Here is a 12430-nt window from a genome sequence, read left to right as displayed (position 1 = left end):
CGCGGTCGCGAACGCGACGACCGAAGCGCTCAGAAAGTTCATCACCGAGACCGGAACGCTCCGTGACCAGATCGTCGTCGTCGACCGCGCCACTGCTCCGAGCGCTCCGGTGCTACCGAGGACGACGCTGACCGTCGCAATTGCCATCATGCTCGCACTTCTCTTCAACGCCGCGCTCGCGCTGGCGCGCGAATTCTTCGCCGATCGCCTACCAGAGGTCGACGCGTGGGAGGAGAGATTCGGGCGACCGGTGCTCGCGACGGTGCCGTCCTTGAACTTGAAGGGACATTCGACCGTGCTCGCATCCGTACCCAAGCCTGCGGAGAGCACAGTGACGGTGATGTCAACCGAGGCGATGGCCGGTCCGACGCGTTGGTCGATCGCTGCACCCGAGGCTGGGCGTAGTGGCGAATAGGGGCAGCAGTATGGCCGAGTCGACCTCACGGAACTCGAAGACCCGCGGACTGGTCGTGCCGGTCGAGCCGTCGGCCGAACCCTTCCGCACGCTTCGCGTCGCGCTCGAACTCGTCCCCGACTCCCGCCGAGGCAACCTCATGCTCTTCACCAGCGCCGGGCCCGGCGAGGGCAAGTCGACGGTGGCCGCAAACTATGCTCTCGTTTCGGCGGTCAACGACCGCCGCGTGCTACTCGTTGACGCCGACATGCGGAGCCCTACGCAGCACGACATTTTCGGCATCCCGCGCTCCCCAGGCCTCACCGAGGTGATCCTCTCCCGGCGCGAGCTCCACGCACTGACGCAGCCGATCCAGGGTATTCCAGGGTTACACGTTCTCACCGCGGGTATGCCCGCTCCAAGAGCTGGGGACATCGCGAGCTCGAGTGCGGTACGCGACCTGCTCACGAAGGCGAGCGGGGAGTACGACATCGTCGCCATCGACACGCCTCCGATGCTCGTCGGCTCGGATGCAGCGCACATCGCCGCCCACCCCGACGTCAACGTGGTCTTCGTCGTCACGAAGAAACAGGGGACAAGGCGTGTGGATCGTGCCGTTGCGAAGCTTCACCTGGTGGGCGCGAACATCCTCGGGTTCGTCGTCAATCGCGAAGGTAGTCTGTCCGAGTACGGCTACGGCTAACGGCACGCAGGTGGTGGCCTCCGCCCTGGCACCGACAAACAGTCGCTCGATTCACCTTCTCGACGCGGCGGCAGTAATTTGAGCGCGCTCCTTCGGGACGCCCCGCGATGGTTCATCGTGGCGGGATTTGCGACGGCGGCGGCCGGCGCCAACCTGCTCCTCGGGCTCGGTGCCGCTATCGGCCAAAGGGCACTGCTACTCGCGCTCGTGGTCGGGCTCCTGCCGGCACTGCTGATCGCCTTCGGCGCTCTCGTCGAGGCGCACCGGGCACTGCTCGCGTGGGCGGCGTTCGCGATCACCTTCACGGGTCTTCCATTTTCAGATCCACTACCGCTCCCCGGCGGGAGCATCTACGCCACCGACGTACTGCTTCTGCTCGCATTCGGTGCCTGGCTTGCGTCACGGCTCTCCCAAGAGCTGCAGCCGGAACGGGTTCGGCTCTCGGTCGTCTTCAGGTGGCCGCTCGCTCTGCTGGCTATCACCGTGCTGTTCGGCGTGCTCGAGGGACACGAGCGCTACGACACGAGCATCATCGGGCAGCCCTTCCGGCTCGTGCTCTACTCCGCGATCGCGCTCGCGTTGACCGACACCACACCAGCGTCGGCGTGGCAAGCGATCACGCGCGTCTTCTACGCCGGCGCCGTCATACAGTCGTTCTATGCGGTCTACTACCTCGCGAGCGGCACGTCGCAGACCGACTCTGCGACCCTCTCGACTGGCGGTGTCCGCGCTCTCGCGCTGAGCACTGCGGTCTATCTCACGGGCAGCATGATCTGCGCGCTGCTCAACCTCGAGCTCGAGCGGCGACCCGTAAGGCAGCTGGGGCATGCGGCCGTCGGCGGGCTGGCGCTCTTCGGAGTAATCGTTGCATTCGGACGCACGACGTATGCAGCCGTGGCACTCATCGTGCCGATCTTGCTCGTCACGCGCCGCTATATGCGCCGCACGGTCATGGCCATGCTGCCGTTGTTCGCGCCGCTTCTTGTCCTGGCAGTGCTCCTCGTCTCCAACGTCGCGCCGGATCTGCTCCCGACGCTTCGAGACCGTGTGACGGGAACGTCGTCGGATGACCTCAACGTCAGGTATCGGGAGGAGGCCCGTGAAGCAGTCCTCGAGGGGGTGGGCGAGGACTGGGTCACGGGCGTCGGCTTCGGCCGCTCCAATCGATTCGCGCTGCAGGGGGTGATCTACACGATCTCGGACGACCCGCACAACTCGTACGTGTGGCTACTCGCCGGCGGAGGCGTGCTCGCACTCGGCTCGTTCCTGCTCCTGTGCCTCCTCTATGTGGTCGATGCTCTTAGGCGCCTGCGAGGCGCGGACGCCGTGCAGCAGGCACTGATCGTCTGGGCGCTCGGGACATGGTTCGCATTCATGGTCAACGCCGCCGGTGGAGTGGTGCTGCCGCACACGATCATGCTGCTCACGATCTGGATCCTGTTCGCATTGCCGAGCCTCGTCGCGCGTCCGCGGCATGAGCTTTCGCCGTAGAGTCCGTCGCGGCCACGGGACCGAGGCACGCTGCGAACGTGCTCGACGACCATTGATCCGCCAAATGCGCATCGCACTTGTCCCCGGGTTGTTGCTTCTCGTCGCGCTGCTGGAGGGACGCTCGGTGGAACAGGGGCACTCTGACGATGCGCCTTACTGCCGCGACAGCCGCTACCAACTGGAGGACGTCGGCCAACCATCACGACGCGGAGTCGTCGCTGTCCTGAAAGCGCGAATGCGACCGACAGATCCATGACGTTGCCGCCACACGACCACCGGGAGAGCCTCGGCCTCGACGATGAGTTGAACCGCCGCATAGTGCGAGGGTCGGCGTGGATCGGGCTTGGGATGGGCGTGGGTCAGCTCGTCGCCTTGGGAAGCATGCTTGTCCTCGTCCGGCTGCTCGACCCGGCGTCCTTCGGCATCGTCGCCGTTGGCGTTGCGCTACTCGCGGTCGTGGCGCAGGTCCAGGAGTCGGGGCTCGGCGCGGCCGTGGTCCAGGGGCGGCATCGCGACCCGCGTACAGCGGCCGCGAGCGCGTTTGTCTTCGCCACGGTGGCCGGCTTTGCGTTTGCCGGGCTCGTCGTCGCTCTTGCACCGATCTACACGACCCTGATTCGCCTTCCGGAGGCGACCCCGTACGTTCAGGCGCTCGCGGCCGTTGTTGCCATCCGCGGGCTCGCGGTCGTTCCCGGCGCGCTACTGGAGCGTGAGCTCGACTTCCGATCTCGCACGAAGGCGGAGCTGAGCGGTTTCGTCGTCCAGGCGCTCGTAGCTGTGTCGTGCGCTGCGGCAGGCCTGGGTGCATGGAGTCTCGTCGGCGGCCAGATCGCCGGCACGGCAGCCCAAGGAGCGCTCATGTGGGCCTTTGCACCCTATTGGCCGGCGCCGAGAGAGGCGTCGATTCCGGTGCTGCGGGAGATGCTGCGCTACGGGCGACACGTTAGCGGCGCCAACGTGCTCGTGATCGTGAACAACAGCATGGACAACGTCGTCGTGGGGCGGTTCCTCGGGGCAGCGCCGCTCGGCGCCTACTCGGTCGCGTTGCGCCTCGCGAGCCTGCCGAACGTCGTCATCGGCTCGATCGTCGGACGGATCATGTTCTCGGTATACGCGCGCGTCCAGCACGATGTCGCTGCAGTCCGCGCCGGGTACGTCCAGAACCTTCAACGGACCGTGCTGCTCGCGCTTCCGGTCACGGTCGCGCTCGGCATTGGCGCCGAGCCCATCGTCCTGGGCCTTCTCGGCGCAAGGTGGGAGGAAGTCATCGGACCGCTGCGCATCCTTGCGCTCTTCGGACTGATCCGACTCGTCGTGGGGCCATCGGGCGAGCTCTTCAAGGGCATCGGGCGACCACATCTCGCACTCCTGTCAGCCGTTCTCCACTTCTGCGTCGTGCTGCCTGCGCTCCTCGTACTGGTGCCGCGCTTCGGTACATCAGGGGCCGCGTTCGCGCTCGTGCTCGCGGTGGCAACCGTCGCGGCCGTGATGATGCCGCTGACGCTCCGCGCGATCGAGCTCCGCCCGGTCGAGCTCGTGCGTGCGCTTGCGCGACCAGCCGCCTGTGGGGCCATCGTCGCAGTCGCGCTCGCGGTCGTCGTTCCTCTGACGAACGGGCTTCCACCGGTCGTCTCGATGCTCGTTGTCGTGCTCGTCGGTGGCGGAGCGTTTCTCGTAGCCGCTGCGGCTCTCGCTCGAGCGGTCCTTCGCCCGATCGTGGCGGGCTTGCGCGGTGCCCCTGATCCGGCCCGCGTCGATATCGTGCCGTCAGCGTGAGACAATTGCGCACAGCGCACAAAGGGGGAGGAAAGGGGTGCACGAGGACCTAACGCACACGGATTCGCGGCGTCTTACACGCGCGGACCTCGTTCGTACCGGCGTAGGCGCCGGACTGACGGTCGCCCTCGGTCTCCGGTCAGCGAGCGCGCTCGGCGCGTCGCCCCGCCTCCACAGCTCTCTCGTCCTCACCGCTGCCGAGCTTGCTCGGGTCCGGGCGAACGTCTTCGACCTCAAGCTCGGGTTTGCGCGCCGTGCATGGAAGCGAACGCTCGCCGACGCCAACAACTGGCTCGGCTATCAACCAAATCCGACGCGTCCAGGGGACGTGGACCCCGACAATTGGCAGGCCACGCTTTCTGAACCGGGGCGACGCGATGGGGCTGCCGCGTACACACTCGCGAGCGCGTATGCCGTCGGCGGCCGTGCCGCACACGCCGAGCGCGCGAAGGCGATCTGCCTCGCCTGGGCCCGTACGTACAATCCCGCGCCGCCGCAGGCCAGGACTGGGCACTTCGTCGCGGAGCCCGTCGGGCCGGTGATCAAGCTGTGCATGGCGTACGAGCTCGCGAAGCCCGAGTTCACGCAGTCCGAACGGGCGGAGTTCGCCGCTTGGACGGCGCAGTTCGTCGGTAGAGGGATCAACGGCGCAGACTCCTCACGGGACGACCCGTGGGTCCCCGACGTGACGTATGGCTCGGACCGCACGAACGTCGCGCCCTACGGCAATGGGGCGACGTGGCAGCGGGCGATGGCCGTATGGGCGGCGGCGGTGGTGGGCGGCAGCACGCTTCGGTCCACGCTCGACTGGAACTTCCGGCACCGGACGCCAAAAGGGCGCGAGTACGGATGGGACGAGCTCCTGGAGGGCCTCATCATCGACGGAACCGGTGGTGAGATGAGCGAGGGTCGATATCGCTCATCGATCCATTACGGCCACTTCGCGTGGGCGCCGATCGTGCTCATCGCCGATGTAGCGCGGCGCGCGGGTCACCCGATCGACCTGTTTGCGTATCGATCGCGGCGACATGCCTACACGGTCTTCACCCCGTTCCCGTATCACGCTCGGTTCGCGACGAGCCAGACGATTCCGCCGAACCTCGAGAGGACGCAGTACGGTGGCTCTCGCTGGCCGGAGATCGCGGCGCTTTGGCGGGCGTTCTACGAGCTTCTCCTCCGGAATGCGAGCGACCCCAAGCTCGTGAAGCGGCTACGTGCCGCGGTCGACTACGGTGGGCCGACTCAGCGAGGCGACAACTACAACATCCACGTGCTCGGCTATGCGGCCCTGTTCGGCCGCGGCCCGAAAGGCCCGATGCCGGCCCAGCCGAGGCCGAAACCGAAGGGGAAGCCAGGACCGTGACCCACGACGGTCTCGCTTGCCGAGCCGGAGCGGAGAAGCGCAGTAGACGTCAGGAGACGACAGCCCCAGGGTTTGAGCCGCCGTAACGATCGTCCTCGTGCTCGACTATCCCGCTACCATCGGCCGCCGTGCGAATCTGCGTTGTCACCGTCGCGGGCCACGGTGTCGGGGGTATGCAGGACCACACGCGTGCGCTCGCCAAGGGATTGGTCGAAGCGGGTCATGACGTCGACGTCGTCACGACCCGGCACCCCGAAGGCGCGGTTGAAGAACATCGAGACGGCGCCCGCTGGCGCTATGTCGATGCTGCCGCAGCGCACTCGTGGCTCCCGCGGCGCGACCCAGCTTGGCCCCCGCGTTCGCTCGAGATGTTCCGGCGTCTCGACGACAAGCGTCCCTTCGACCTTGTCCACAGCGAGTCGACGAGCGCCATCGCACTGGTTCGGCACGGTGTTCACCGGAGGGTCCCGCTTGTAACGAAATTTCACGGCAGCGGGATCGCACATGCCGGGGCACACCTGCGCCGATTTAGATCGGGTGGTCCACGGGCAAAGGTTCGCGAGGTGAAGGGGCTGATCTGGATGCTCGGCGTGTGGTTTCAGTCAGATCAGGTGTACCGCTTCCGCCCGTGCATCTGGATGGTGCCCTCCCGCCAGGAGTTCGACTCGACGCGGCGTTCACACTTTCTCAAGCGTGACTTGGGTTACGTCGTTCCGAACGGGATCGACACGAGCGTTTTTACCCCACGGTCACGTGAAAGCTCGCGTACCGAGCTCGGCCTCGACGATCTACCCCTGTTTGTGTGCGCAGGACGACTCGACATGAGCAAGGGCACGCGTCACGCCATCCGCGCGCTTGCGCTCCTGCGTGACCGCGGCTGCCGGGCGAGGCTAGCGATCCTCGGAAGCGGCCCGGACCGAGAGGCGCTGGAAGCCCTGACCCGGGAGCTGGGCGTCGAGCAGGGTGTCCTGTTCACCGGCCCCCAACCGCACCACGTGCTGACGCGGTACCTCACAGCCGCTGACGCGTTCCTGTTCCCCAGCGAGCTGAACGAGGCGGCGCCTCAGGCGCCCCTGCAGGCACTGGCGTGCGGAACGCCCCTGATCGCGTCGCGTGTCGGTAGCGTTCCGGAGCTGGTCGACCGGCCCGGCGAGAACGGGCTCCTCGTAACAGCGGGCGACCCGGAGTCGCTGGCCTCGGCCATGGAGCATCTCCTTCGGGACGCGAAGCTTTGGGAGAGACTGAGCCGGTCCGGACTCGCCCGCGTCCGTGGGGAGTACACACTCGAGGCGATGATCGAACGCACAGTGGCCGTCTATGAGATAGCGAGCAAGCGGCTGAGAAGCGGTCGAGCGGAATGAGAGTCGTCCTCACGGGCGACGTTCACCAGTGGATCAACTCTGCCGATCGCGCCTACGCGAGCGAGACGGAATGTGCGCTCGCGCTCGAGTACGCACGAATCGCACGCCGCCACGGGCTCAAGGTCACACTCTTCTTCACCGGTCTCGCCGTAATCGAAGACGAAGCCAACGTGCAGGCCCTCCTCGCGGAAGACAACGTCGAAGTCGGGGGACATGGTTGGGACTCGTTCGAGCCCCAGTGGCGATATCGCGCGGCGAACAGGCTCTTCGGGTCCCCGCACGGTTCGAGGGCGATCCAGGCGCGGATGGTGCGGAGGACGTGCGCGGCGATCGAGCGGGTGACGGGCCAGAAGGTTATGAGTTGGCGCAACCACGCCTACACTTTCGACGCCAACACGCCACTTGTGCTCGCAGATGCCGGATTCCAGGTGTGGTCCGACAAGGTCGACCGCCAGCGCCTGACCCCGTACGCCCACGCGAGCGGCGTGACGATCCTCCCGATCAACACGACGCCCGACCACGAGCACCTCTATCACGGCGCCCAGACCGTCGAGACGATTCCTGTTGCCAGACGACCGGGCTACGACTACCCCGACGCTTGGCGGGAGCGGGTCGTACGCCAGGTGCAGGCAATCGTCAAGGGCGGAGGCACGGCCACGATCCTGGCCCACCCCCTCTGTATGAAGGTCGCTGACGATTGGCGGACCTTCGAGCACCTTTGCTCACGTCTGTCGAGCTACCCGACCGCCTGGGCAATTGACACTGCCCAGCCGCTGTCCGATCCTGTGAAAGCCGCACGGACGCGGCGGACCACCTGATCGGCCCCGCGAGCACGCGAGCGTCGGAGGTAGTCTCAGCCGGTGCCCGCGCGCGACATCGCTCGCAGTGTCTTGCTCGGGCTCCTTCGGACCTCGCCTGGCCGGCGCGCACTCGCCGTAGCGATGTCGGATGGCGATGAGCTTGCGCGCCTGCTGAATGGCCTCTCGGATCGTCTCGCTGCGGACGCCGACTTCGATGTGGCGCTGGAACGCTCGCCCGGAACGGTCGATCACTTCGAGGACTGTGTCTGGCTGCTGAGCTCGAACGTTCTCAACCACGGGGTCTCGCGGCTCATGATCGACGAGGCCGCCTACCTCTATCGCCTCGTTCGCTCGCTCGCCGCACCTAGGGTCGTGGAGATCGGGCGCTACCGCGGCGGGACGACTTTGCTTCTCGCCGCGGCGGGCGGCCGTGTCCTCTCACTCGACATCGATCCCGCGGTAGCCCACGCGGACGAACGGCTCGTGCGCGCGTTGGAGCGTTTCGGCCTGAGCGAACGGGTATCGCTAGAGATCGCAGACTCGCACGAGTATCCGGTCGAGCCCGGAGCATACGACGTCATCTTCGTGGACGGCGATCACTCTTACGACGGCGTTCGCGTGGACGTCGAGCGCTGGCTGTCGGGAGTCGCGCCCGGCGGTCACCTGATCCTCCACGACGCGTTCTACCCGTCTCCTGAGAGACCGTGGACGCGACCGTGGAAGGCCGAAGGAGTACACCGATTTCGCGAGGAACTGCTCCAGTGGCCCGAGCTTGCGCTCGCCGGACGAGCGGGTACGCTCGCTCACGTGGTGAAGCAAAGCTGACGCCTTGATACCGAGGCGCACGATTGGCGGAGATCGAGCGTCCGCGATGGCGCCACGCCCATTCGCATGGTGCGACCTCTGCGCCCTGCACACCGCTGCCCGCTGTCGACCGGGTCCAGACAGATGTGAAGTCGTGGTTCCTCGCCGGCGACTCCGGATACCGGCGCTTGGTCACCCGCGTGCCGCCCGACCCCTACCTCCTCGACCCGCGACTGGCCCGCCGCCCGCGCGACCGCGATCTCGGCGGCCGCACGCCCGCGAGCTCGGAACGGCGTATGCGGTCGGTCGCGACGGGCGCTCGCAGGCCCACAGAACGGCTCTCAGCACGTCGATTTCGTCCGGCTCGGCCGAAATCGGCCAACCGACAGGATTCAGTGCCGATGGCGACACCATGCTGGTCGCACCGGGGACGCAAGGCGGTCGCGCACGACGCACCGCCCATCGGCCTGCGGCCGGTGGGCGCTCAGCGAGGGTCACTTTTCGACCGGCCATCAACCGGTCTTGACAGGCAGTTAGTTTGTTCCCTGCCGCCGGTGCCTCGTTCAAGCAGAAAGCTGCTCGAACGCTTTCAGATGCTGTCGCACCCAGAGGGGCCAACTCGCACCGCTCCACTCCAGGTGCAGCTTGAGCGCACGGCGCGTGACGAAGCGGCGCCCGTCCCAGTTCACCGACGAGGTGGCAGAAGCGAGGGTCACGGCTCGATGGAGCGGGAACAAGGAGAACAAGCCGAACATCACTGTTGTCGGCGGGTACCACCCGAACTCACCGTTCCCTTCCGGGCCGAACCGCCACCATCCAACCTCGACTGCGTGGTCTGACGACAGCGCCGGCCACACGGAGCCACCTTGGCATGCGGCTCTCTTCGACAGCCCTCGACGCTCGTCATTCGATCGGCACCGATCGGGCCTCCGAGTCGACTCCCCGCGCCCAGGCCGCCCCGCAATCGGAGGAGATGCGGCTTGCGGGGAAAGGCTCTCCCGCTCCTCCGCCCGTTCGTCCGGCCTCTTCGGCGTGTTCGGCTTGATCGGCGTGTGCGGTTTCAGCGGGGTCGCGGTTGGCGCGGGCGGACACGAATCGGTGGAAGCGATCGTCGTCGCTCTCGGGGAGCGGTTGGCAGCAGCGTCGTACGCATCGACGGCGACGGCGTGCGAGGTCCCGCATTCCAGGCCGGTCACAGTTGCCGACAACTCTGCCACCGACGCAACTCGCTGAGCATCCACGTACACGCCGTAGCCTCTCACGCCGACGTTGTCCACGGACGCGGACCACGAGAGCCGCATGCTCGTTGTCGCATTTGCAACGGTGAGCTCAGTAGGCTGGGTCGGCGCGGTCGAATCGGGCGGCGGCGCCGCCTGCTGCTTCGTGTTCGTGATCGTGCAGGTGGGGACGGTTGCCTGCGGCGACGCGAGCGCGATGCTCGAGCAGCCGGCGTAGGTCGTCGTCCAGCCACTGACGGCGGGCTCGGTGACGTTGTAGGTGCCGGCCGGCAAGGTCAGCTCGTTCTGGCCGTCGGCCTCGAAGGCGTGCGTCCCGCCACCGTTGCTGACGGAGAAGGCGAATGCGCTCGGCGAGGTGGAGGCGCCGACCACCACCTTCTTCACGTTCAGCTTCGGGGAGGGCGGCGGAGGTGACGCCGTCTGCTGCTTCGTGTTCGTGATCGTGCAGGTGGGGACGGTTGCCTGCGGCGACGCGAGCGCGATGCTCGAGCAGCCGGCGTAGGTCGTCGTCCAGCCACTGACGGCGGGCTCGGTGACGTTGTAGGTGCCGGCCGGCAAGGTCAGCTCGTTCTGGCCGTCGGCCTCGAAGGCGTGCGTCCCGCCACCGTTGCTGACGGAGAAGGCGAATGCGCTCGGCGAGGTGGAGGCGCCGACCACCACCTTCTTCACGTTCAGCTTCGGGGAGGGCGGCGGAGGTGACGGAGCTGGAGGAGGTGGAGGAGGTGGAGGAGGTGGAGGAGGTGGAGGCTCCGAGCTTTCGGACCCTGGCAAGGGCGCCGGAACTGGCACCTCGGTCGTGATCTGCGTCGTATTCCAACCATCGCCAGGCGGGTTCGAGCCGTCTTGAGTCTTGCTTCCCCAATGACTGTGGAAGGTCGGAACGTCCTCGTACGCCTCCTGAGGGGTGCGGCCGAAGCGTGGGGCCGTATGCTCGACCGTGATGCTCGTTGGTGCGCTACCGCAGCTGCCGCACCAATAGGTCCCCTGCCAGAAGGTGGCCATCCCTTGCTCGTACCAGTGCGTGTTGATTCCCTGACGGTTGACGCGCGGCACGTTCTCGCCGTCGACCCAGAGTCGGACTCCTCCAGCGGTGGGGGTGGAACCGTCTCGTCGCCCCCAGAGGACCTCGAGCCAGAGAAAGATCCACTCCCCTCGCTTCGCCTCGATCTCGGCAGACGCCATGATGCGGTAGTGGTAGTTGCGGCTGCCGCCGCAGGAGCCCTCGGGTTGGACGACGAGCTCGAGTCCGCGTGCGTCGAAGTAGTCGATCGCGACCGGAGCGACAGCGTGCGACGATCCCCCGCTCGCACAGGCTGGAGGCGTCCACCCCCACGGTCTGTCCGCAGGGTGCGTGTGGAAGTCGAACACGCGACCCGGGTTTCCCTGAATGAGCCGCATCCCGAAGAGCGCGTACGTCTTCCGGGTCTCCGCATACTTTCCCCCGGGTTCCCAGCGGATGGTGCCGTGCTTGTCGCCGTTCGTCGCACCGACGGGATAGACCTCGGTGCCCGCTGAGTCGTAGACCGTGGTCGCGTAGACCGAGCCTTGCGCGAGGAAGTGCTGTCGTGCGGGAGTCGTCGTGCTCGAACTAGCCGGCCCTGACAGGAAAACGAGGACCGCTACCAGCAGCACGAGCAGAAGCGCCTGCATCGTCTGGTAACGCATCGCTGAGTACGAGGGGTGGCGGCCCATGAGATCCTCCTCGACGGTGGACAAGGTGGACCCGTCGTTGATCGGCCGCCGCCGCCCCGCGCCTCCCCCCCAACAGGGGGATACTCAGGTGTTCCGATCGTTGCCGCAGGTGAGTGCGCCGTCGGTCGGAATCGAATTCGCCGCGCCACCACGCGACCGACCGGTGGAGCCCGACCGCGGTCGGGTCGTGTGTCAAGGCCGGTCGAAAACGGACCTCCTCGCGCCGGTTGAAAACGGACCCCCTCTGGTGAGCGGCCGTAGGCCGGTGGCCGGCGCGGTCGTGAGAGCCTGTCTGGGCGTCGTGGGCGGCGGCGAGAGAGGCTCGCGAGGACCTGATCGGGGCGGATTGGAGCGATCAGCAGGCTCGGATCGGGGCGCTGAGAGGCGATCTGCGGGCCTGCGAGCGCTTGCCGCGACCGATTACCTATCCGGTTTCGGGCTCTCGAGCAGGCGGGCGGCCGCCGAGGTCGCGATCGCGCAGGCGGTAGCTGTCGCCTTTGAGCGAGAGGATCTCGGCGTGGTGCACGAGCCGGTCGATCATCGCCGCGGCGACGACCTCGTCGCCGAAGATCTCGCCCCAGGCGGAGAAGGGCTTGTTGCTGGTGACGATCATGCTCGCGCGCTCGTAGCGGGAGGAGACGAGCGAGAACATCAGGTTGGCGGCGGCGGGGTCGAAGGGGATGTAGCCGACCTCGTCGACGATCAGCAGGGGAATCCAGAGCAGCCGGCGCAGCTCCTCGTCGAGGCGCCCTTGCCGCTGCTCGACCTCCGGCTCGGGCGGGGCGCCGCGTAGCTCCCTGAGCGCGCG

11 protein-coding genes are annotated in these 12430 nt (G+C 67.0%); 8 read left to right on the top strand and 3 right to left on the bottom strand.

The window, feature by feature from the left end:
* The 5 genes from WEB06_13370 to WEB06_13350 form a co-directional block, all read left to right on the top strand.
* Positions 1–415: GNVR domain-containing protein (locus WEB06_13370; protein MEX2556602.1), on the top strand; the 415-nt coding region annotated here is incomplete at its 5' end.
* A 10-nt stretch (positions 416–425) separates the two neighbouring features.
* On the top strand, positions 426–1097 hold the full coding sequence (locus WEB06_13365) for a CpsD/CapB family tyrosine-protein kinase (GenBank protein MEX2556601.1): 672 nt from the start codon (positions 426–428) through the stop codon (positions 1095–1097).
* Positions 1098–1214: 117 nt separating this feature from the next.
* Positions 1215–2588, top strand: a complete 1374-nt coding sequence (locus tag WEB06_13360; protein MEX2556600.1) for an O-antigen ligase family protein — start codon at positions 1215–1217, stop codon at positions 2586–2588.
* 303 nt (positions 2589–2891) lie between these two features.
* The gene (locus WEB06_13355; protein MEX2556599.1) at positions 2892–4364 is read left to right on the top strand and encodes a lipopolysaccharide biosynthesis protein; all 1473 of its coding nucleotides are present in this window, start codon (positions 2892–2894) and stop codon (positions 4362–4364) included.
* A gap of 37 nt (positions 4365–4401) precedes the next feature.
* Positions 4402–5727, top strand: a complete 1326-nt coding sequence (locus WEB06_13350; protein MEX2556598.1) for an alginate lyase family protein — start codon at positions 4402–4404, stop codon at positions 5725–5727.
* A gap of 113 nt (positions 5728–5840) precedes the next feature.
* Here the strand turns inward: WEB06_13350 and WEB06_13345 are convergent, their stop codons facing one another.
* The gene (locus WEB06_13345) at positions 5841–6185 is read right to left on the bottom strand and encodes a hypothetical protein (protein ID MEX2556597.1); all 345 of its coding nucleotides are present in this window, start codon (positions 6183–6185) and stop codon (positions 5841–5843) included.
* Between WEB06_13345 and WEB06_13340 the strand changes: the two genes are divergently transcribed.
* Genes WEB06_13340 through WEB06_13330 form a run of 3 tightly spaced genes read left to right on the top strand, consistent with a single transcriptional unit; the run spans position 6096 to position 8713 of the window.
* Positions 6096–7088 (top strand): glycosyltransferase, encoded by a 993-nt coding sequence (locus tag WEB06_13340; protein MEX2556596.1) that lies wholly within the window; start codon positions 6096–6098, stop codon positions 7086–7088. The genes WEB06_13345 and WEB06_13340 overlap by 90 nt on opposite strands.
* Positions 7085–7906 (top strand): polysaccharide deacetylase family protein, encoded by an 822-nt coding sequence (locus WEB06_13335; GenBank protein MEX2556595.1) that lies wholly within the window; start codon positions 7085–7087, stop codon positions 7904–7906. The genes WEB06_13340 and WEB06_13335 overlap by 4 nt, the downstream gene beginning before the upstream one ends.
* A 42-nt stretch (positions 7907–7948) precedes the next feature.
* Positions 7949–8713 (top strand): class I SAM-dependent methyltransferase, encoded by a 765-nt coding sequence (locus tag WEB06_13330; GenBank protein ID MEX2556594.1) that lies wholly within the window; start codon positions 7949–7951, stop codon positions 8711–8713.
* 542 nt (positions 8714–9255) lie between these two features.
* Here WEB06_13330 and WEB06_13325 read toward each other — a convergent pair.
* Complete coding sequence (locus WEB06_13325) at positions 9256–11646, bottom strand: hypothetical protein (protein MEX2556593.1); 2391 nt, start codon at positions 11644–11646, stop codon at positions 9256–9258.
* Between the two features lie 400 nt (positions 11647–12046).
* A partial coding sequence (locus tag WEB06_13320) for an ATP-binding protein (GenBank protein MEX2556592.1) occupies positions 12047–12430 on the bottom strand: 384 nt, incomplete at its 5' end.

The organism is Actinomycetota bacterium, from assembly GCA_040905475.1.
Lineage (GTDB): Bacteria > Actinomycetota > AC-67 > AC-67 > AC-67 > DATFGK01.
The sequence above is the reverse complement of the archived record's forward strand: the minus strand, read 5'-3'. Positions and strand labels throughout refer to the sequence as shown.